18 protein-coding genes are annotated in these 19,912 nt (G+C 63.1%); 10 read left to right on the forward strand and 8 right to left on the reverse strand.

Annotated elements, in window-relative coordinates:
- Positions 1 to 88 precede the first annotated feature (88 nt).
- Complete coding sequence (locus PspS04_RS19060; RefSeq protein WP_159997174.1) at positions 89 to 2,548, forward strand: TonB-dependent siderophore receptor; 2,460 nt, start codon at positions 89 to 91, stop codon at positions 2,546 to 2,548.
- 83 nt (positions 2,549 to 2,631) lie between these two features.
- Here the strand turns inward: PspS04_RS19060 and PspS04_RS19065 are convergent, their stop codons facing one another.
- Complete coding sequence (locus PspS04_RS19065; protein WP_095165602.1) at positions 2,632 to 3,807, reverse strand: MFS transporter; 1,176 nt, start codon at positions 3,805 to 3,807, stop codon at positions 2,632 to 2,634.
- A gap of 134 nt (positions 3,808 to 3,941) precedes the next feature.
- On the opposite strand from PspS04_RS19065, the gene PspS04_RS19070 reads away from it, so the two are divergent.
- The 4 genes from PspS04_RS19070 to PspS04_RS19085 all read left to right on the forward strand — a co-directional run bounded on the left by PspS04_RS19070 (position 3,942) and on the right by PspS04_RS19085 (position 8,110).
- A complete protein-coding gene (locus tag PspS04_RS19070; RefSeq protein WP_159997176.1) occupies positions 3,942 to 4,538 on the forward strand; it encodes a TetR/AcrR family transcriptional regulator in 597 nt (198 codons plus the stop codon).
- 72 nt (positions 4,539 to 4,610) lie between these two features.
- Positions 4,611 to 5,156, forward strand: coding sequence for an isopentenyl-diphosphate Delta-isomerase (gene idi, locus PspS04_RS19075; RefSeq protein ID WP_095165605.1), 546 nt, complete (start codon positions 4,611 to 4,613; stop codon positions 5,154 to 5,156).
- A gap of 38 nt (positions 5,157 to 5,194) precedes the next feature.
- Positions 5,195 to 6,175, forward strand: a complete 981-nt coding sequence (locus tag PspS04_RS19080; RefSeq protein ID WP_159997178.1) for a family 2 encapsulin nanocompartment cargo protein terpene cyclase — start codon at positions 5,195 to 5,197, stop codon at positions 6,173 to 6,175.
- 108 nt (positions 6,176 to 6,283) lie between these two features.
- Entirely contained in the window at positions 6,284 to 8,110 is a 1,827-nt protein-coding gene (locus PspS04_RS19085; protein WP_159997180.1) for a glycoside hydrolase family 15 protein, read from the forward strand.
- Positions 8,111 to 8,134: 24 nt separating this feature from the next.
- On the opposite strand, the gene PspS04_RS19090 is transcribed toward PspS04_RS19085, so the two are convergent.
- Positions 8,135 to 9,109 (reverse strand): GlxA family transcriptional regulator, encoded by a 975-nt coding sequence (locus tag PspS04_RS19090; RefSeq protein WP_159997182.1) that lies wholly within the window; start codon positions 9,107 to 9,109, stop codon positions 8,135 to 8,137.
- 106 nt (positions 9,110 to 9,215) lie between these two features.
- Here PspS04_RS19090 and inhA point away from each other — a divergent pair, with 106 nt between their 5' ends.
- The gene (gene inhA / locus PspS04_RS19095; protein WP_159997184.1) at positions 9,216 to 9,899 is read left to right on the forward strand and encodes an isonitrile hydratase; all 684 of its coding nucleotides are present in this window, start codon (positions 9,216 to 9,218) and stop codon (positions 9,897 to 9,899) included.
- Positions 9,900 to 10,121: 222 nt separating this feature from the next.
- On the opposite strand, the gene PspS04_RS19100 is transcribed toward inhA, so the two are convergent.
- On the reverse strand, positions 10,122 to 10,940 hold the full coding sequence (locus tag PspS04_RS19100) for an aminoglycoside phosphotransferase family protein (RefSeq protein ID WP_159997186.1): 819 nt from the start codon (positions 10,938 to 10,940) through the stop codon (positions 10,122 to 10,124).
- A 28-nt stretch (positions 10,941 to 10,968) separates the two neighbouring features.
- Positions 10,969 to 11,427 (reverse strand): SRPBCC family protein, encoded by a 459-nt coding sequence (locus PspS04_RS19105; RefSeq protein ID WP_159997188.1) that lies wholly within the window; start codon positions 11,425 to 11,427, stop codon positions 10,969 to 10,971.
- 173 nt (positions 11,428 to 11,600) lie between these two features.
- On the opposite strand from PspS04_RS19105, the gene PspS04_RS19110 reads away from it, so the two are divergent.
- Both PspS04_RS19110 and PspS04_RS19115 read left to right on the forward strand, forming a co-directional pair.
- Complete coding sequence (locus PspS04_RS19110) at positions 11,601 to 12,017, forward strand: GFA family protein (RefSeq protein WP_159997190.1); 417 nt, start codon at positions 11,601 to 11,603, stop codon at positions 12,015 to 12,017.
- Between the two features lie 55 nt (positions 12,018 to 12,072).
- Positions 12,073 to 12,471 carry a lysozyme inhibitor LprI family protein gene (locus PspS04_RS19115; RefSeq protein WP_159997192.1) on the forward strand — a complete coding sequence of 133 codons (399 nt, stop codon included), beginning with the start codon at positions 12,073 to 12,075 and terminating at the stop codon, positions 12,469 to 12,471.
- Positions 12,472 to 12,566: 95 nt separating this feature from the next.
- Here PspS04_RS19115 and peaD read toward each other — a convergent pair whose 3' ends face one another.
- The 4 genes from peaD to peaA form a co-directional block, all read right to left on the reverse strand.
- Positions 12,567 to 13,685 (reverse strand): quinohemoprotein amine dehydrogenase subunit beta, encoded by a 1,119-nt coding sequence (gene peaD / locus PspS04_RS19120; RefSeq protein ID WP_159997194.1) that lies wholly within the window; start codon positions 13,683 to 13,685, stop codon positions 12,567 to 12,569.
- A gap of 24 nt (positions 13,686 to 13,709) precedes the next feature.
- Positions 13,710 to 14,033: a quinohemoprotein amine dehydrogenase subunit gamma gene (gene qhpC, locus PspS04_RS19125; RefSeq protein ID WP_095165620.1), complete on the reverse strand. Its 324-nt coding sequence runs from the start codon at positions 14,031 to 14,033 to the stop codon at positions 13,710 to 13,712.
- Between the two features lies 1 nt (position 14,034).
- On the reverse strand, positions 14,035 to 15,465 hold the full coding sequence (gene peaB / locus PspS04_RS19130) for a quinohemoprotein amine dehydrogenase maturation protein (RefSeq protein ID WP_095165622.1): 1,431 nt from the start codon (positions 15,463 to 15,465) through the stop codon (positions 14,035 to 14,037).
- Positions 15,466 to 15,546: 81 nt separating this feature from the next.
- Positions 15,547 to 17,127: a quinohemoprotein amine dehydrogenase subunit alpha gene (gene peaA, locus PspS04_RS19135; RefSeq protein ID WP_159997196.1), complete on the reverse strand. Its 1,581-nt coding sequence runs from the start codon at positions 17,125 to 17,127 to the stop codon at positions 15,547 to 15,549.
- A gap of 315 nt (positions 17,128 to 17,442) precedes the next feature.
- Between peaA and PspS04_RS19140 the strand changes: the two genes are divergently transcribed.
- Together PspS04_RS19140 and PspS04_RS19145 are read left to right on the forward strand one after the other, a co-directional pair.
- Positions 17,443 to 18,105 (forward strand): HAD family hydrolase, encoded by a 663-nt coding sequence (locus tag PspS04_RS19140; protein ID WP_159997198.1) that lies wholly within the window; start codon positions 17,443 to 17,445, stop codon positions 18,103 to 18,105.
- Between the two features lie 238 nt (positions 18,106 to 18,343).
- Positions 18,344 to 19,834, forward strand: coding sequence for an aldehyde dehydrogenase family protein (locus PspS04_RS19145; RefSeq protein WP_159997200.1), 1,491 nt, complete (start codon positions 18,344 to 18,346; stop codon positions 19,832 to 19,834).
- Positions 19,835 to 19,912: the final 78 nt, after the last annotated feature.

Here is a 19,912-nt window from a genome sequence, read left to right on the forward strand (position 1 = left end):
AAGCCTTTCCGGTTTTTCCAAGGGCTCGCGTCTTACTAACAGAAGGTACAAATAATTCTCAGTCAACGCATTGAAGAGTAAAAGAATAATGCCCGCACCACACGGACTCCACCCACTGGCCAAGGCCCTGCTGATCCGCCATTCCTTTCGTCCACGGCTGCCGACCCTGTGCGCCCTGGCACTGACCGCGCCGCTGATCGGCCAGGCCCAGGCGCAAGTGGTCGAGGTCAACATCCAGGCCCAGCCACTGGGTAGCGCGCTGCAGGAGTTCGGTCGCCAGACCAACCTGCAAGTGCTGTACAGCCCGGACGATGTCGCCGGCCTGCGCAGCACCGCGATCAAGGGCAGCCTGGATTCCAACGCGGCAATCGCCCAGTTGCTGCAAGGCACCGGCATCAACTACAGCGTCCAGGGCAATACCTTGACCCTGCGCACCCGCAGCAGCGCGAACTCCGTGGACCTGGACCCGACCAACATTTCTGCGACCCAGGAATCGGCATGGGGCCCGGTTGCCGGGATTGTGGCCAAGCGCAGCGGCACCGGGACCAAAACCGATACACCGCTGAATGAAATCCCGCAGACCGTCAACGTGGTCACCGCCGACGAAGTCAAATCCCGTGGCGCGCAGACCGTCACCGAAGCGCTGCGCTATACCGCGGGCGTGACCGGCGGCGGTTTCTCCGACCGCGTGGGGATTTTCGACGAGCCGACCTCCCGCGGTTTCACCCCGACCCCGGTGTACCTCGACGGCCTGCACCTGCCCTACGGCGGCGGCAGCACCGGCGGCTCGCTGCAGATCGACCCCTACACCCTGGAGCGCATCGAAGTTCTCAAGGGGCCGGCCTCGGTGCTCTACGGACAAAACCAGCCAGGCGGGATCGTCAACCTGGTGGGCAAGCGCCCGACCGCCACGCCGCTGCATGAAGTGGTCCTGGGCACCGGCAGTTACGACCGCAAGTACGGCGCCTTCGACTTCGCCGGCCCGATCGACGACCAGGGCGAGTTGCTCTATCGCCTGACCGGCCTGGCCAGTGACGCTAACTCGAACATCGACTACGCCGACACCAACCGCATGCTGCTGGCGCCGAGCCTGACCTGGCTGCCGAACGAGCGCACCAGCGTGACGCTGTTCGCCCAGTACCAGAAAGACCGCGACACCCCGGAAGCCCAGGGCCTGCCGGCAGAAGGCACGGTGTTCAAGAGCCCCAATGGCAAGATCAGCCGCGACCTGTTCCTCGGTGAGCCAGGCCTGAACAAATACGACCGCGAGCAATTTGTGGTCGGCTATGACGCGGCCTACGAACTCAACGACATCTGGACCCTCAAGCAACGCACCAGCTACGCCTACGTGGATGACCAGTACGTCGCGCCGCTGCACGGCTACTCCTACATTCCCAACCCGGCCACCGGCGTTGACGACAACCGCTACCAGAAACGCTTCGGCGTGGACTGGTCGCAGACCAACAAGGTCTACGGCATCGATAGCACCGCCCAGGCCAAGTTCAAGACCAGTGAGCTCGACCACACCGTACTGCTGGGCGTGGACTACTACCACTTCAACACCAAGTTCCTCGGCCTGTACGACCGCAACGGCCCGGCCATCGACCTGTTCAACCCGGTCTATGGCAGCGAGTTCACCTTCAGCCAACCGTACCGCTGGGACAACACCGTCAAGCAGACCGGCCTGTACGTGCAGGACCAGATGCGGTGGGACAAGTGGTTCCTGACCCTCGGTGGGCGTTATGACTACGCCACCACCGAAAACACCCAGCCAGGCAGCACCATGGCTGACACCAAGTCCACGGATGAGAAGTTCACCGGCCGGGCCGGCTTTGGCTACCTGTTCGAGAACGGCCTGACGCCCTACGTCAGCTACGCCGAATCGTTCCTGCCGCAAACCGGCGTGGACATGAATGAAAAAGCCTTCAAGCCAACCGAAGGCAAGCAGTATGAAGTGGGCGTCAAGTACGAGCCCACTGCGATCGATGGCTTCATCCAGTTGTCGGTGTACCAGATCGACCAGGAGAATATGCTGACCAACGACCTCGACAACCCGGGCTTCAGTATCCAGAGCGGCGCGGTGCGCTCGCGCGGCGTGGAGCTGGAAGGCAAGGTCAACGTCACCCAGAACCTGCGCGTGTTGGGTTCGGTGTCGCGCAACCAGATCAAGTGGCAGAGCACCAACGATGGTCGCGAGGGTCGTACCCTGGCCATGAGCCCACCGCTGAACGCCTCGGCATGGGTTGACTACAGCTTCGACCACAGCGCCCTCGCCGGTCTCGGCGCTGGCCTGGGCGTGCGTTACGTGCGCAGCAGCTACGGATCGGACTACGAGGAAGATTCGTTCCAGATTCCGTCCTACACCGTGTACGACGGCATGCTCTCCTACGACCTGGAAAAATCGCCCCTGCGGGTCAATGGCGTGAAGGTCAAACTGAACCTGGAAAACATCGAAGACAAGAAATACGTCGCCGCCTGCAACAGCACCCTGGACTGTTACTACGGCGAAGGTCGCACCGTCACGGCGGACATGACCTACAACTTTTAAACCGGCAACCGCAAACGCCGCTGCCCCAGGAATGGGCCAGCGGCGTTTTTGTTATGGGAGCCATGCAGGCCAAGCAGTCCTGATCACGCAGGCAAGCGACGATAGCTCTGGACTGCCGCCCCCAGCACCACCGCCCCCGCGACAATCGCCAGCCAGAATCCACTGCGCGCGCCAAAGGCGTCCACCAGCCAGCCGGAACCGGCGGCGCCGATGGCCACGCCGATGCTCAGGCCGGTCACCAGCCAGGTCAGGCCCTCGGTGAGCTTGGCCGGCGGCACGATGCGTTCGACCAGGGCCATGGCGACAATCAGGGTCGGGGCAAAAAACAGCCCGGCGATGAATACCGTCAGTGCCAGCCCGACAATGTTGCTCGCCAGCAGCAACGGCAGCGTGGTCAGCGCCGTCGCCACCCCGCCATAGAGGAACAGGCGCGGCAGCGGCACCTCGGTTTTCAGCGCACCAAATGCCAGGCCCGCCAGGCAAGAGCCGATGGCATACACCGAGAGCACGATGCTCGCCGCCGCCGGCTGCCCTTGCTGTTGGGCGAAGGCCACGCTGACCACGTCGACCACGCCGACGATGGTGCCCAGGGCGACCATCAGCAGGATCAACCAGCGCACGTGCACCGAGGCGATGGCCGAGCCGGGTTGCGCCTGGTCATGGGGATGCACGCCAGGCTCGGTGCTGCGCTGCAGGACAAACGCACTGACCCCGATGGCCAACGCCAGCAGTGCCGCCAGCGGCCCGGCCTCGGGAAAGGCCACCACGCACAGCCCCACCGAGAGCGGCGGGCCGACGATAAAACAGACCTCGTCCAGCACCGACTCCAGGGCGTAGGCGGTCTGCAATTGAGGCTGGCCGCGGTAGATCTCGGTCCAGCGCGCCCGCACCATCGCCGACATGCTCGGCATGCAACCGGCCAACGCGGCGAATACAAACAATGTCCAGTGCGGCGCCTGCAAGCGGGTACAAAGCAACAGCAGCAACAGCGCACCACCGCCAAGCAACGCGGCGATGGGCAACACCCGGCCCTGACCGTAACGGTCGACCAGGCGCGACACCTGGGGAGCACACACCGCCGTGGCCAAGGCGAAGGTCGCGGCCACGGCACCGGCCAATGCATAACCGCCGTGCAGCTGCGACAACATGGTGATCAGGCCGATGCCGGTCATGGAAATCGGCATGCGCGCAATCATCCCGGCCAGCACAAAGGCCCGGCTGCCGGGTGCCTTGAACAAGGCCGAATAGGGGTTTGCCATCGGGTTCCATCCTCTTTTGGGGCATGCAACTTGCCATAAAGCGTCGACGTGGTAAAAATACATACGCCGCGTATGTACAAAAGCATGCAAACATACGCACCGTATGTCAAACCGAAAAAACCGTGAGGGACACCATGGGCCAGCGACCACGCGCCGAAATGATCGAGCAGACCCGCGCCAAATTGATCAGCAGCGCCCGCCACGCCTTCGCCACCCAGGGCTATGGCGCCACCTCAATGGACGACTTGACCGCCGACGTTGGCTTGACGCGTGGCGCGTTGTATCACCATTTTGGCGACAAGAAAGGCTTGCTGGCGGCGGTGGTCGCGCAGATCGACGGCGAAATGGACGCCCGGCTCGACGCCATCTCAGCCGTTGCCAGCGACCCCTGGAGCGGCTTCTGCCAGCGCTGCACCGCGTACCTGCAGATGGCCCAGGAAACCGAGATCCAGCGCATCATGCTGCTCGATGCCCCGGCCGTGCTGGGCGACCTGACACTGTCGCTGCAAATGGACTGCATCGCCACCCTCACCCGCCTGCTCGAACAGTTGATGGACCGGCAGACCATCGCTGCCGCCCCACCCCAGGCCCTGGCACGCCTGATCAACGGCAGCCTGGTCCACGCCGCCCTGTGGATCGCCCGCGATCAAGCTCCCGCCGAACGCCTGGACGAAGCGTTGGCAGCTCTGGAGCTGATGTTGCGCGGCTTGCTGTTAGCACCGCGGACCTGACAGTTCTGACAGTAGGCAGGATCGAAACTTTGCGCCACAGTACGAGCGAAACCGGTCACGTGGAGCCAGGCAATGGAAGAGTCGCTGATTCTGGTTGATCTGCAAGACCGCGAGATCGGCTCGGCAGGCAAACTCTACGCCCACCAGCAAGGCCTGCTGCACCGGGCCTTCTCGGTGTTCATTTTCGATAGCAACGGCCGCCTGCTGTTGCAGCAACGAGCCTTGGGCAAGTACCACTCCCAGGGGCTGTGGACCAATACCTGCTGCGGACACCCGCGGCCCGGGGAGCGTACACGTGCGGCGGCCAGGCGCCGGCTGCACGAGGAAATGGGCCTGCGCTGCCGGCTCACGCCGGTCACCACCCTGCTCTACCACGAGCCGGTGTCAAATCAGCTGATCGAACACGAGTACGACCATGTATTCGCCGGTATCAGCCGCTGCGCGCCCCTTGCCAACCCCGAGGAAGCCCACGCCTGGCGCTGGCAGAAACTCGCCGACCTGGATCGCCTCATCGCAGCCAGCCCAGAAATGTTCAGCGTCTGGTTCGTGCGGATCTTTCAGCAGGTTGGCCCCGGCGGATTGCGACGCTGGAAGGAACTCGCCCAGCGCCAGTGCTGAGCAGTGAACAGCGAAAGCTGCCGGTGAGGTAGAACGCCATGAGCCATTCCCTTGATCTTCCCTGGGTGATACCGCCCCTGCACTGCCCCGAACCGGTACGGATAAACGAGCCGCTCGGGCAGCAGGTCGACACATTGCTGATCCCCTGGGTCGAGCAAGTCGGCATTTTCGCCGGGCAGATGCCGAAATTGCGTGGCGCGCAGTTCGGTCGCTTCGCCATGCTGTGCCATCCGGACACCGACGCACCCGAGCGCCTCTTGCTTTCAGCGCAGTGCATCGCCGCGCTGTTCGCGGTGGATGACTATTACTGCGATGACGAGCAGTGTGGATCGGTGCCGGAGTTGGTGGGCGCACGCCTGTCCCTGGCATTGGCTGCCCTGGAGCCTGCGCACCTGAGCTATGAGTTTGCGCCCGATCTGCACCAGGCCCTGAATGCCGACCCCGTGCTCAAGGGGTTACGTGCCTACATGGCGCATGTAGCGGGGTTCGCCACGCCGGCGCAAGTGGCGAGGGTCCGACACGAGATCATCGCCATGTTCGTGACCATGGGGGCGGAAGCCTCCTGGCGCATGACCAAACAACCACCCCGAGTCTGGGAGTACTTGGCCCACCGCCAGGTCAACAGCTTCCTGCCGTGCATGTCGTTGATCGACATCATCGGCGGTTACGAGCTGCCGGCCAGTGTGTACTCGGCGCCCTTGGTGCGCCGGGTCACCACGCTCGCGGCCAGTGCCACCATCCTGGCCAACGACCTCTATTCCGCCCACAAGGAAAGCCTCACCGAGCAGGAGGACTTCAACCTGCCGCGGCTGTTGGCCGCCCAGCAGCACTGCTCGCTAGCCGACGCCATGGGCCTGGCGGCGAAGATCCATGACGACGTCGTGTATGCCTACGAGGCGGCCGAACAGCGGGTGTTGCCAGGGGCCAGTTGGGAACTCGAGCGATTTCTCGGCGGGGTCAAAGCCTGGGTCGCCGGCAGTCGCGAGTGGCACCAACGCAGCGGACGCTATCAGGGATGAACGACGAGCGCAGCGGCGACCCCAACGCAAATAAACCGACCTGAACCTGAACTCCCCCGCCTTTGCGTCAGTCTGCTGAATACGCTCTTTGTGCGAGGCTGACTGGACATGGCTGATCATCGTGACGAACGCCAAAGCGCGATCGACGCCCACGGCATCATTGGCGACCTGCGCAGTGCCGCGCTGGTCAACGACAAGGGCAGCGTGGATTTCTTCTGCTGGCCGGAGTTCGACAGCCCGTCGATCTTCTGTTCGTTGCTGGACACCCCCAAGGCGGGGATTTTTCAGCTGGCCCCCGACCTGCCGGACGCGCGCCGCGAACAGATCTACCTGCCTGACACCAACGTGCTGCAAACCCGCTGGCTGAGCGCCCGGGCGGTGGTGGAAATCACCGACCTGCTGGTCATCGGCGACAGTGAAGATGACCTGCCGTTGCTGATTCGCCGGGTGCGCATGGTCAGCGGCAGCGCCACCTTCGACCTGCATTGCGCGGTGCGCCACGACTACGCGCGCGCCGCCACCACGGCACGGGAGGACGGGCCGGACATCTGCTTCGAAGCCCCGCAACAGCCAAGTCTGCGCCTGCGCGCCAGCCAGCCCCTGCAGCTAGTAGACAACGCCGCCAGCGCCCGCTTCGAGTTGCAGCAGGAGCAGAGCGCCGAGTTCGTCCTCGGCGCCCTCGACGACCCGCGCTGGCAGGCCGACAACACTGACCTGTGCCTGCAGCGGACCGTAAAGTTCTGGCGCGACTGGATCGGCAAATCCACCTACCGCGGACGCTGGCGGGAGATGGTCAACCGCTCGGCGCTGGCATTGAAGTTACTGACCTCACGCAAGCACGGCGCAATCCTCGCCGCCGCCACCTTCGGCCTGCCGGAGACCCCGGGCGGCATCCGCAACTGGGACTACCGCTACACCTGGATCCGCGACGCCTCGTTCACCGTCTACGCCTTCATGCGCCTGGGTTTTGTCGAGGAAGCCAACGCCTACATGCGTTGGTTGCGCGGGCGGGTCAGTGACTGTCAGGGCCAGCCGACCCGGCTGAATATTCTGTATGGCATCGATGGTCGCCAGGAACTCCCGGAGAGCGAACTCAGCCACCTGAGCGGCCACGGCAACGCGCGGCCGGTGCGCATCGGCAACCAGGCCTACGATCAGGTGCAACTGGATATCTTCGGCGAACTGATGGACGCGGTGTACCTGGTCAACAAGTACGGCGAGGCGATCTCCCATGAGGGCTGGAAACACACGGTGGAAGTGGTCGATCAGGTGTGCGACACCTGGCAGAGCGAGGATGTCGGCATCTGGGAAATGCGCGGCGAGCAGCACCACTTCCTGCATTCGCGACTGATGTGCTGGGTCGCACTGGACCGGGCAATCCGCCTGGCCTCGAAACGCTCGCTGCCGGCGCCGTTTGCCCGCTGGGACCAGACCCGCCAGGCAATCTACGCCGACATCTGGGACAACTTCTGGAACGCCGAGCGCGGGCACTTCGTGCAGCACCTCGGCGGCACGGCCCTGGATGGCTCGATGCTGTTGATGCCGCTGGTGCGTTTTGTCAGCGCCAAGGACCCGCGCTGGCTGTCGACCCTGCAAGCGATCCAGAAATCCCTGGTGCGCGACGGCATGGTCTATCGCTACCACAACGACGACAGCCAGATCGACGGCCTCAGCGGCACCGAAGGCGCGTTTGCCGCGTGCTCGTTCTGGTACGTCGAATGCCTGGCCCGTGCCGGCCAGTTGGACAAGGCCCACCTGGAGTTCGAACAACTGCTGCGCTACGCCACCCCCCTGGGGCTATACGCCGAAGAGTTCGACAGCCACGCCCGCCACCTGGGTAATACCCCACAGGCCCTGACCCACCTGGCGCTGATCAGCGCGGCGTGTTTTCTTGACCGCAAATTGAGTGGGGATGACGGGTACTGGCAGCCGTGAGGGTTTAGGGCGCGCACCCCAAGATCAAAACACCCGCGAAAACCGCTCCCGATACACCTGCGGCACAACCCCCATGACCCGCAGAAAACCACGCCGCAACGTCTCCTCACTGCCAAACCCACACTGCACCGCGATGCGTTTGATCGGCAGCGCAGAATCACTCAACAGCCGGCGCGCAGTTTCCACCCGGATCCTCTCAATGGCACGTGCTGGGGTCTGCCCAGTGTCGGCGCGGTAGTGGCGGATAAAGCTACGTTCACTCATGCCCGCTTGCAGCGCCAGTGCCGGGATGCCGAGGTCGAGGCTGAGGTTGTCGGCGATCCAGGCGTGCAGGTCGTCGAAGCGATTGCCCTGCTGTTGCAGGTCCAGGGTCACGCTGAACTGTGCCTGGCCCCCTGGGCGCTTGAGGAACACCACCAGTTGCCGGGCGACTTCCAGGGCCATCGCGCGCCCCAGGTCGGCCTCCACCAGCGCCAATGACAGATCGATACCGGCTGTCACCCCGGCCGAGGTCCAGACCGGGCCATCGTTGATGAAGATTGGGTCGGGCTCAACCTGCAGGCGCGGGTGTTGCCGGGCCAGTTGCTCGCAACGGGTCCAGTGGGTCGCCACTCGCCGCCCATCGAGCCAGCCGCTGGCCGCCAGCAGAAAAGCCCCGGTGCAGACCGAAGCCACCCGCCGCGAAACCCTCGCCTGCTGGCGCACCCACTCCACCAGCGCGAGGTCCTGGGCCGCCGCATACACCCCCCAGCCACCGGCGATGATCAGGGTGTCGGAGGCTGTATCCGGCAAGGGTTCGGCGAGCAAGGCCAGACCGGCCGAAGACAGCACCGCCCCGCCACCCGGGCTGATCACCTGGGGCGCATAGGGCGTCGGCATCCCGCGCTGGGCCGCAACATCATTGGCCGAGGCAAAGACCTGCAGCGGCCCGGTGACGTCCAGCAGTTGCACCTTGGCGAAGGCCAGCACATGAATGGGTTTCGGTGGAGTGGTGAACATTGGCGTAATTCGAGGGCTGATTGGCGTGTACGCCAAAGACTAGAAGCCTAGAGTCAAGTCGTCCACCCCTGCCGGGGACGAATTTACCAACCCAGGAGAGAGCGCCATGCCGTTGCAGATCGGTTTTCTGTTGTTCCCCCAAGTGCAGCAACTGGACCTGACCGGGCCCTACGATGTGCTGGCGTCGCTGCCGGACGTGCAGGTGCACCTGATCTGGAAAGACCTCGCGCCGGTGACGGCCAGCACCGGCCTGGTGCTGCAGCCGACCTGCCGTTTCGCCGACTGCCCGGACCTGGATGTGTTGTGCATCCCTGGTGGCAGCGGTGTCGGGCCGTTGATGGAAGATGCGCAGACGCTGGCGTTCATCCAGGCCCAGGCGACCAAGGTGCGCTACCTGACCTCAGTGTGCACCGGTGCCCTGGTGCTGGGTGCCGCCGGCCTGCTCAAGGGCAAACGTGCGACTACCCACTGGGCCTATCACTCGTTGCTTGGCCTGCAGGGGGCGATTGCGGTGCAGGAGCGGGTGGTGCGCGACGGAAACCTGTTGACCGGTGGCGGGATCACCGCCGGGATCGACTTTGCCCTGACCCTGGCGGCTGAATTGTATGGCGATGACGTCGCGCAACTGGTGCAGTTGCAGCTCGAGTACGCACCCGCCCCGCCCTTTGCCTCGGGCGAACCGCAGACCGCACCCGAGGCCGTACTGCAGCGGGCCAGGCAACTGGCCGCCGACTCGCTCGCCCAGCGCACGCTGATCACCCAGCGGGCGGCAGCCAGATTGAGCGAGTGAAGGGTGGACCGGCACTTTATCGCACCCATAAAAAAACCCGCCGAAGCGGGTTTCAAGACCATGACGACATCCTGTCGCTGCGTTCCTTGCATATGGCCGATCATCCATGACCCTGAGTACATCCTGTGCTCAGTTGATGGGTGAAGATTACGCTTCGGATCCAATGCGTAATAGACGACATAGCCAGTAACACGTGTAAGACATTCGCCATAAGAACGAAGGTCAACCACCCTCGGGTTGTCCAACTTCCAAGGCCAACAATGCGAGATCTGCCACCTGCAGTTGCTTGTCGGCCGCGAGCACGTCGTGATCTTCCAGGAACCAGGCGGCGGACAGGCCGGCAAACGCCAGGACCCACTGCAGTAACCGCCGCCGTTCCAGCCCTGCCTGCGCCGCGACCAACGCCACTTGCCGGGTAAAACGTAGCGGGTCGGTGGCGCTCGGCAGGTCCGGGTTGCAGATCAGGTTGGCGTAGTCGTAGGTGCGCTCGCCGGTCACCCGCTTCGGGTCTATCGCCAGCCAGCCCCGCGGGCCGAAATCGAGGATGTTGCTGTGGTGCACATCGCCGTGCAGCACGACGACTTCCTGGGGCGTGGCCAGCAGGTACTCTGCGCAGGCCAGGCACTGGCGCAACCGCCCGCCATGGCGGCGCGCCGCCGGGGCCAAGGAGCGAAACCATTGCCGCATGTCGACCAATGGCGGCAGCGGTGCCGAACGGGGTGCATGCAGGCGCGCCACGGCGTCACAAATGATCCGGCTGGCCTGGTCGTCCGCCCCGTGCATAGCCATGTGCAGCAGCGAACGCCGGCCTTCGGCCCGCTCCAGCAATAGCGCCGCCCCGTCATGGGCGTAGACCCGGGCAGCACCCTCTCCCGCCCACCAGGTCATCAACAGGTTGCCGAACTTTTCTTCTTCATCGAGGGCGATTTTCAACATCGCCGGCGTCCCCTGGTAACGCACCGGGAGCAGGCGGCTGCCCAGGGTGATGATGGGCTCCCCTGCGGGGAGCAACTGCCATTGGCTTAGGTAGGGTTCAAACATGCGGGGTAATTCAAGGCTCAGCGGGGGTTCAAGGGGTGGCGAGGTAGGTCTCGATATTGTTCATTTGCTCGTCCCAGCCGCGACTGTTCATGCGAAAGGCCTTGAGACGACGCTCTGCCGGGATCTTATCAAACCCCGACTCGACCACGTGCAACAAGGTGCCAGCGTCCATGTCCTCGAGTTCGAACTGCACCAGGGTCGTCGGCTCGCCAGAATAGTCGGTGCCTGGGTCCACGGCATAGGGGTGCCAGCGGAAAGCGAACACCCGCTCCGGCTCGACCCGCATGACTTCGACATCCCACACCATGTGCTCATAGCCTGGGTAGGTAATCTGCCCCTGGGTCCGCGCGCCTGCGACGAAACGCTTGCCCTCCAGGGCCACGCCAAACCACTGGCCAAAGGCTTCGGCATTGGCAATCACGCGCCAGACGGTCGAGCGCGGGGCCTTGAGCAGGATCTTTCTTTCGATGCGATCTGATGTGTGCATTGAGCACCTCCTGTGATGAACACTAGGCGCGGACGACCGAACGAGCAATCTTGCCGTTGCATTCAACAGATCCGACTCGCAGTAACGTCCATCGTTCCGAGCCCCGACAGGCCCCGGCCAACAGTGGTAACGTCAGCTTTCTACCGCTCGTCAGTCCCGTAAAGGAATACCCCATGCCCACACTCCACGGCAGTTGCCTGTGCCAGGCCATCGCCTATGCAGTCGACAGCCTCGACATGCCGATCAGCCATTGTCATTGCCATACCTGCCGCAAGGCCCATGCGGCGCCATTCGCCTCGACTGCGGGGGTCATGCGTGAGCATTTTCGCTGGACCCGGGGCCTTGAGCTGCTGTCCTGCTTCGAGTCCTCGCCCGGCAAGCTGCGGCATTTCTGCTCGCGCTGCGGCAGTCACCTGATGGCCGAGCGCCCGGCCCAGCCCCATGTGATCGTGCGGGTCGCGACCCTTGATGAAGACCCGGGCCAGAAACCCCAGGCCCATATCTGGACTTCCCACGATGTGCCGTGGCTGGCCCATCAAGGCGTGGTCGAATGCGCACAATGGCAGGCACCGGCGGACACCGGGCGCTGAAGATTTGGCCTCTGATCTACACTCACCCAACTTTTCAGCGCCAGCGAGTTTTCCCATGCGTACCGTTTTACTTCTAAGCCTCCTGCCGCTATTGGCTGCCACTGGCGTGCAGGCCGATGACTGCGCCAACGCCAGCAACCAGAGCACGCTGAATGAGTGCGCGGCCAGGCAATACAAACAGGCCGACGCCCGGCTCAACACGCTGTACCAACAGATCAATGGCCATCTGAAGGACAACCCGCAAGGCAAAAAAAACCTGCTGATGGCGCAACGCGCGTGGTTGGCGTTCCGTGATGCCGAGTGCACCTTTGCTGCGTCCGGGGTCGAGGGCGGTAGCATTTACCCGCTGATCCACAACCAATGCCTGGCGGACCTGACGCAAAAACGCGCCGAGACACTCAAGGGCTACCTCGACTGCCAGGAAGGCGACCTCAGTTGCCCGGTGCGTTCCTGACCGCTGGATGGGCCCAGGCCACCAGTGGCCCTTTAAAAACCGCCTGCCGGGGTTTAAAGGGCCACTGATGTTTCACGTCAAGAGCATGAGCCCGTCTACCGGGTAAAGACCTGCGCCGTGGTGATCGCCATGTCGCCGCCCGGCAGCTTGATGTTGCCGATCTGCTGCATGGTCTCCGGGTCGAAGATCGCCACGTCGTTGAAGGTCCCGGCCAGGTAGATCTTGCTGCCAGCCTTGTTGAAGGAAATGCAGTAGTAGGAGTGGTCCAGGGTCGCCGCCTGAATCAGCTTCTTCTGCTTGATGTCGTACTTGGCCAGGCGATTGAGCACGCCGAACATCAGGTTGGGGTCCTTGGGCGAGCGCATGCCACTGAAGTAGATTTCGGTCAGCGGGCCGAAGTCGGTGGTCTCGGTCTTGCCGGTCTTCAGGTCGACGCTGAACAGGCCGTAGAGGTACTCGGCGGTGGCCGGGTCCTGTTTCTTGTCCTTGAATTTCGCTGCGGTGTAGAGCAGCGAGAAGTCATGGCGATAGGTCTGCTGGTTCCACACGTAGAGCACGTCCGGCGCGCTGTAGTTGGGGCGTTTCCAGTGTCGGCTGGGGATCAGCACGTCGAACTTGCCGGTCTGCACATTGACCTTGTAGACATCCGCACCGGCCACATACAGGGTGCCGTCGTCGCCACTCTGCATGATGGTCAGCTGGCGAGGCGCCGGGAAACTGCGCACCGGCTTGGCGCTGGCACCGGCGTCGGTGGCGTAGACATCCAGGCGGGGCGCCTGCACTTCGTAGCGGTCGTTGAGCATCCGCGTCGGGTTGGCGATGGTGTAGAGCTCCTTGCCGTCGTGGCTGACGGTAAAGGCAAACATCGAGCGGGCCTTCTCCCCCGGTTGCTGGGTGATGCTGGCGTGGAATACCTGCTTGCAGCTGTCCAGCTCGATGCCATAGACATCCGCATAGTGGTTGTTGAGCACGTAGGCGGTCTTGCGATCCGGCGACAGCTGGATGGTCCCCGGTCCAAAGGCATCGGGCAGCTTGCAGGACTTGTACAGGGTGTCGGTCTGCAGGTCGATGACGTGCAGGTTGTTGGGGTAATTGGTGGTCACCATGTATTCGTGACCGGCGTTGAGCGCCAGGTTTTCATCGGCCAGAACACTGAGCGAAAAACTGCCCAGGAAGGCGAAAGCGGCCAGGCCGCAGGCTTTGGTACGAAGCATGCTGGAATCCTTCTTCTTGTCCGATTACTTGTCTTTGGGGAAGACAGTGCCGAGGTTGCGCCAGTTGTCGTTGGAGGCCTGGGCATCCTTGTTCCAGTCCGGGTAGGTGCTCATCATGTCGGGCACTTGGGCCGGCCACCAGCACGGGTCCGAGCAGCCATAGAGGTCGGCCTCCATCGGTTGGCACAACGACGACACGCCGCCAAAGGCATCGATTTCCCAACCCGGGTCGGTGGTCGAGGCGCACCCGGCGACCGAACTCATGGCCACCACTTCTTCGATGCGGTTTTCATCCGCGGCCTGATCCAGCTTCAACGCTTTGTTATTGATGGGCTTGAGATGTTTCATATCAGTGAGCCTTGCGCGGAGTGATGTAACTGCTGATGAACGCAGGGTTGTGAGCCATGATCCGGGTGTAGACCTCGATGCCGAAGTCGACCCAGTCACGCATCAGTTCGCAGTAGTGATAGGTCGGGTGCGTCGGGTCGCCGTAACGGGCGTAGCTTTCGTGGTAGCAGCCGCCGGAGCACAGGTTGCGGATCTGGCAGTCCTCGCAGCCGGTGTTGCTGCGGTCCAGGCGCTGGGACAGGAAGTCGTTCAACTCCACCTGCTTGACCCCGCTGTGGACGTTGCCAAACGTCGGCAATGACGAACCGGTGAAACGGTGGCACAGGTTGAGTTCGCCCTTGTGGTCGACCGCCAGCATCTTCAGCCCGGCGCCACACGGCAGGGCTTTCTTGTGGCCCTCGTGGATGTCGGTGATCAACTGGTGCAGGTTGGAGAAACCGATGTTGCGGTGTTCCAGCGCGGCCTCCAGGTAGCGCCGACCGAGCCGTTTCATACTGGCGAAGACTTCGATCAATTCGTCGCTGGACAGGTTGAAGGTGCTGATATCGCCGGAGGTCACCGGGGCAAAGCCGACTTCGGCAAAACCCAGTTCGTTGAACAGGTGATCCCAGATGGTTTCAACGTCGGTGACGCCGGTGGTCAGGGTCACGCGGGCGCCGACCGGGCGACTGTTGTAGCGCGACAACAACATCTCGGCCTTGCGCCGCACCACGTCATAGGTGCCCTGCCCGCCCACGGTGATGCGGTTGCGGTCGTGCACGGTCTTCGGCCCGTCGATGCTCACCGACAAGCCAAAGCGGTGGGCGTTGAGGTAGTCCACCGTGTCCTCGGTGAGCAGCGTGGCGTTGGTGGTCATGACGAATTCGACGAATTTGCCCGCCTCGGCAAAGCGCTTTTCACAATAGTCGACCATGTACTCGATCAGCTTGCGGTTGCTCAGTGGTTCGCCGCCGAAGAACACCACGGTAAACCGCTCTTCATCGGGGGATTCGCGCAGGAGCATTTCCACCGAGGCGATGGCGGTCTCGACCTCCATCTTCTTGCCGGCCGAGGGCTTGTCGAGGTCTTCCTTGTAGCAGTAGGTGCAGCTCAGGTTGCAGCCGGTGTTGACGTTGAGCACCACGGTGTTGATGGCGGTGCGCTCGACCCGTTTGGCGGCGATGTCCGGGGTCAGCGGCGAGCCGTCGCTGACCAGTTCCAGGGCCATCAGCTCGCGCAGGGTTTCGTGGATTTCCTCGCCACCGAACTGGCTGGCCAGGCGCTGGATCAACTCGGCGCTGGAACAGCCGTGACCGCGCAGGGCATCAATGATGCTGCCGGTCAGGGCATCGCTGGCGAACAGCGAACTGCTGGGAATGTGAAACAGCATGCGGTCGGCATCCACCTGCACTTCGTGCAGGTTGCGTTCGACCAGATTCAAGATAGCGCCCATGGCAAACCTCCTGTGCAAACCCCTTTGGCGGGGCCTGCGTTCATTCCAAAAAAGTCTCTGAAAACTGCGGGTTCAGCGGCCTCACGGAATGGGTGGGTTGTTCCAGCGTTGCACGGTGACAATCATGTGGCCTTCGCCGGTCAGGGATTTTCCTGCGTCGTCGACGGCGGCAATCACCTTGAGGTTGCCGGCATTGTTGGTGGACATCTTGCGTGCCGGATTCGGCCCGGCATCGCCCGGGGTGAATACGCCACTGTCCGCCTGCATGGTGCCGGCAAACTTGACGTCTTCGTCTTCCCTGGCGCGGTCGTCGAAGGCTTCGACTTTCCACTGCGCCGGGACTATGCCAATGCGATAGAGCTTGCCGTCCGCGCCCTTGCCCCAGGCTTCGGCGTCGAAACGCCCCTGGACCTTGGGCGTCGAACCCCCGCCATCACCGATCCGGGCCACCGAGAATTCAGGCACCACCTTGACCTCGGCAATCTGCTGGTAGACCGACAGGCTCGGGCCTTTCAAGCTGCCCAAGGTCACGGCACGCACGCCCGGCTGGGCATCGGCGGCGGCCTTGAGGCGGACCTTGATCTGCTCGGGGCTCTGGCTGATGACTTGGAGCACCTCGACGCCTTTACCGAAGTCCGGCTGGCCTTGCAGGCCGCTGCCGATCAGGGTCACTTCGGCTTCGCTGCCGGCCTTCAGGTAGCCCGGCTGCACTGCCAGCAAACGGCTGCTGCCCTGTTTGGCGGCGAGGAAGTCGAGCCCACGTTCATCATGCTCGGCCTCGAACATCCGGCCTTGCAGTTCGTTGTCTTTGGCGGCGAACACCTGGCGCATCACTACGCCGTCGACGGTCACGTTGCCGCGCCATTCGTAGCCGCTGTAGAGGATCGCGCTGCCGTCGCCGTTGAAAGCTGTGCCGTCGGCGTATTGACCCTTGACGCTGACCTTGAAGGTATCGTCGCCGTCGGCGCTGACGCGCATGATCCCGGCCAGCTCCCCCTTGCCCGGCAGGTGCCCGCTGAAGCTCCAGTCGCCCACCAGCGCCTGGGCCTTGGGCGCGGTTTGCTGCCAGGTTTTCCAGGCCGGGTTATCCAGTCGATAGCGCTTGGCCAACAGCGGCACCATCTCCTTGCGGGCCAGGTCGAACCAGTCGCGGTCGCGAGACAGCGCCTGGTATTCCAGCGACGGCCATTGACCGAGGTGGAAGTTCACCAGGCGCTCCCACTCCTCGGCCGGGCGACGCTGCAGGGCAACCCGCGCACCGGAGTGGCAGCGGCCGCACATCTGGCTGGTCTGCTCGTCGAATTGCTCGACGGTGTTGAGCCGCCGTTCCAGGGCATAACGCACGCCATCGGTCTCGCTCGGCGCCAGGCCCTGGGTATCGGCCAGGTATTTGACCAGGGTCCGGCGGTCGTCATCGCTGATCTGCAGGCCGTGCATGACCTGCATGCGCGCGATGCTCATCAGCCAGCCCTCCGGAGTCTTGCGTTGGTGGCTGATACGGCTCAAGGCGTTCTCGGCTTCAGGGGTATGACAGCCCTGGCAGGTCTCCTTGAGGATGGTCTGGGCGTCACGCGCGGCCATGCTTTGCGGAGCATGCAGGGCGGCACACGCGGCAAGCGCCAGGAGACTGGCGCTCATGCCTGATCGGAGTTTTCTCTTCATCAACGTCGAACCTCGCACGGTGCTTTCTTATTTTTTTGAACGGTCGTTTTTATGGTTTCTACCGCCAGCGAACATGCCGCTGACGAAGGCAAGAGAAACGTCTACCAAGGACCAATACACGGAGCGTGCCAGCTTATGAATAGTTCATTGAATCAATGCTTTGCTGGTAAACACCCGGGTAATTCCGGCAACCACTGAGGTGCCCGGCGTTTAATTTCGCGACAACTGTTGCAGGCTGAGACGAGCATAGGTGAGTGTTCCTCGTATAGGATGACCAGCTATCCGCTTAACCGCTTCAGCTACGGGAACTGCGCCATGCTCAATGCTTTGCTCTTCGACCTCGACGGCACCCTCACCGACACCGACGCGCTGCACTTGCAGGCGATGCAACAGTTGTTGCTGGAGGAGGACGGCCGGATGTTTACCAAAGCCGAGTTCGAAGCTCATGTCAGCGGCCAGGCCAATGCCGCCATGTGCCGCTACCTGTTCCCCGAACGCTCGGTGGCCGAGCACGAAGCCTTTGCTGATCGCAAGGAGCAGCGCTTTCGCCAGTTGTCAGCGCACCTGACGCCGATTGCCGGGCTGGTACGCTTACTGGATTTTGCCCAGGAGCAGGCCATCGGCGTGGCGGTAGTGACCAATGCACCACGAGCGAATGCCGAGCACATGTTGCAGGCATTGGCTCTGCGCGAGCGCTTCGAGCATGTAGTGGTTGCCGAAGAACTGCCCCGCGCCAAGCCCGACCCCCTGCCCTACCTGACCGGCCTGGAGCGCTTGCAGGCCAGCGCCGAGGTGAGCCTGGCATTCGAGGACTCGATCCCCGGCCTGACGGCAGCGGTAAAGGCCGGGATCTTTACCGTGGGCCTGGTGACCAGTCAGCGCCGCGAAACGCTGCTGGCCGCAGGGGCGCACCTGGTGATCGAAGACTTCAACGACCCGCAGTTGTGGGCGGTGATTGATCGCATGGCGGGGCGATGAGAGCGGACTACCGGTGTAGGAGCAAGACTTGCCCGCGATGAACCTGAGGGACGATCAGTTTTGTCAGGCGAAGCGCCGCCCGTCTCAGCGGTGCGTCTCAAAAATTGTCGCAATCTGCGACATCAGCACTCGCTAAAGCCCAGCTCTTTCGCCGCAAGAGCCTCTGAATACAGGCCCCGGGCAAACTGGCACAAGGGTTGCGATCAGCCTCGGCACACGAATAAGACGAGGCTCCATCATGTCGCTCCCCACTCCGCTTCCCGCCGTTTCGGCGTTCATCCAGCGCGCCCCGCGCATGCTGATCGGCGCCGAATGGGTCGAGGCCGCCGACGGCCAGACCATGCCCTTGCACAACCCAGCCACCGGCGAGGTCCTGTGCGTCGTGCCCAAGGCCACCCCGGACGACGTCGATCGGGCGGTGCTCGCTGCCCGCCAGGCGTTTGATGATTCGGCCTGGACCCGCACCCGCCCGCGCGAGCGGCAGAACCTGCTGTGGAAGCTCGCCGACCTGATGGAGCGCGACGCGCAGGTGCTGGCGCAACTTGAATGCCTGAACAACGGCAAGAGTGCCGCGGTGGCCCAGGTCATGGACGTGCAATTGTCCATCGACTTCCTGCGCTACATGGCCGGCTGGGCCACCAAGATCGAAGGCTCCAGCGTCGAAGTCTCGCTGCCTTTGATGCCCGATGAGCAGTTCCACAGTTTCATCCGGCGGGAAGCGGTGGGCGTGGTTGGCGCCATTGTCGCCTGGAACTTCCCGCTGCTGCTGGCCTGCTGGAAACTCGGTCCAGCCCTGGCCACCGGCTGCACCGTGGTGTTGAAGCCCGCGGACGAAACCCCGCTGAGCGCACTCAAGCTGGCAGAACTGGTACTCGAAGCCGGCTACCCCAGCGGGGTGTTCAACGTGGTCACCGGCACCGGCATCACCGCAGGCTCCGCCCTGACCCACAACCCGCTGGTGGACAAGCTGACCTTCACCGGATCCACCGCGGTGGGCATACAGATCGGCAAGATCGCCATGGACACCATGACCCGCGTGACCCTGGAACTGGGTGGCAAATCACCGACCATTGTCATGGCCGACGCCGACCTGGCGAGTGCCGCAGCGGGTGCTGCCAGCGCGATTTTCTTCAACCAGGGCCAGGTCTGCTGCGCCGGTTCCAGGCTTTATGTGCAGCGTAAGCATTTCGACAATGTAGTGGCTGACATCGCCGGCATTGCCAATGCGATGAAGCTGGGCAATGGCCTGGACCCGAGTGTCGAGATGGGCCCGTTGATCTCCGCGCGGCAACAGCAACGCGTCAGCAACTACATCGACATGGGCCGGGAAAGCGGCGCGACCATTGCCTGTGGCGGGGAACAGTTCGGACCTGGGTTTTTCGTCAAGCCAACGGTGATTGTCGACGTCGACCAACAGCACTCGCTGGTCCAGGAGGAAATTTTCGGGCCAGTGCTGGTGGCGATTCCGTTCGATGACGAAGCCAAGGTTTTGCGCATGGCCAATGACAGTCCTTATGGGCTGGGGGCGAGCATCTGGTCCAACGACCTGGCAGCGGTGCACCGGATGATTCCGCGGATCAAGTCCGGCTCAGTCTGGGTCAACTGCCATAGCGCCCTCGACCCGGCGCTGCCCTTTGGTGGCTACAAGATGTCCGGTGTGGGTCGGGAAATGGGGTATGCGGCGATCGAGCATTACACCGAATTGAAGTCGGTGTTGATCAAGCTGTAGCGCTATCGCGAGCAAGCTCCCACCGGGGATGTGTGATCGATCCCCCTTGTGGGAGCTTGCTTGCTGGCGAATAGACCC

Origin of the sequence: Pseudomonas sp. S04 (assembly GCF_009834545.1) — a bacterium.
In the GTDB taxonomy this organism is placed as follows: Bacteria; Pseudomonadota; Gammaproteobacteria; order Pseudomonadales; family Pseudomonadaceae; genus Aquipseudomonas.

Bases quoted from the DNA above. Each gene is read 5' to 3' on its own strand.
- PspS04_RS19060 (WP_159997174.1), top strand. From the start codon at position 89: ATGCCCGCACCACACGGACTCCACCCACTGGCCAAGGCCCTGCTGATC.
- PspS04_RS19065 (WP_095165602.1), bottom strand. From the start codon at position 3,807: ATGGCAAACCCCTATTCGGCCTTGTTCAAGGCACCCGGCAGCCGGGCC.
- PspS04_RS19070 (WP_159997176.1), top strand. From the start codon at position 3,942: ATGGGCCAGCGACCACGCGCCGAAATGATCGAGCAGACCCGCGCCAAA.
- idi (WP_095165605.1), top strand. From the start codon at position 4,611: ATGGAAGAGTCGCTGATTCTGGTTGATCTGCAAGACCGCGAGATCGGC.
- PspS04_RS19080 (WP_159997178.1), top strand. From the start codon at position 5,195: ATGAGCCATTCCCTTGATCTTCCCTGGGTGATACCGCCCCTGCACTGC.
- PspS04_RS19085 (WP_159997180.1), top strand. From the start codon at position 6,284: ATGGCTGATCATCGTGACGAACGCCAAAGCGCGATCGACGCCCACGGC.
- PspS04_RS19090 (WP_159997182.1), bottom strand. From the start codon at position 9,109: ATGTTCACCACTCCACCGAAACCCATTCATGTGCTGGCCTTCGCCAAG.
- inhA (WP_159997184.1), top strand. From the start codon at position 9,216: ATGCCGTTGCAGATCGGTTTTCTGTTGTTCCCCCAAGTGCAGCAACTG.
- PspS04_RS19100 (WP_159997186.1), bottom strand. From the start codon at position 10,940: ATGTTTGAACCCTACCTAAGCCAATGGCAGTTGCTCCCCGCAGGGGAG.
- PspS04_RS19105 (WP_159997188.1), bottom strand. From the start codon at position 11,427: ATGCACACATCAGATCGCATCGAAAGAAAGATCCTGCTCAAGGCCCCG.
- PspS04_RS19110 (WP_159997190.1), top strand. From the start codon at position 11,601: ATGCCCACACTCCACGGCAGTTGCCTGTGCCAGGCCATCGCCTATGCA.
- PspS04_RS19115 (WP_159997192.1), top strand. From the start codon at position 12,073: ATGCGTACCGTTTTACTTCTAAGCCTCCTGCCGCTATTGGCTGCCACT.
- peaD (WP_159997194.1), bottom strand. From the start codon at position 13,685: ATGCTTCGTACCAAAGCCTGCGGCCTGGCCGCTTTCGCCTTCCTGGGC.
- qhpC (WP_095165620.1), bottom strand. From the start codon at position 14,033: ATGAAACATCTCAAGCCCATCAATAACAAAGCGTTGAAGCTGGATCAG.
- peaB (WP_095165622.1), bottom strand. From the start codon at position 15,465: ATGGGCGCTATCTTGAATCTGGTCGAACGCAACCTGCACGAAGTGCAG.
- peaA (WP_159997196.1), bottom strand. From the start codon at position 17,127: ATGAAGAGAAAACTCCGATCAGGCATGAGCGCCAGTCTCCTGGCGCTT.
- PspS04_RS19140 (WP_159997198.1), top strand. From the start codon at position 17,443: ATGCTCAATGCTTTGCTCTTCGACCTCGACGGCACCCTCACCGACACC.
- PspS04_RS19145 (WP_159997200.1), top strand. From the start codon at position 18,344: ATGTCGCTCCCCACTCCGCTTCCCGCCGTTTCGGCGTTCATCCAGCGC.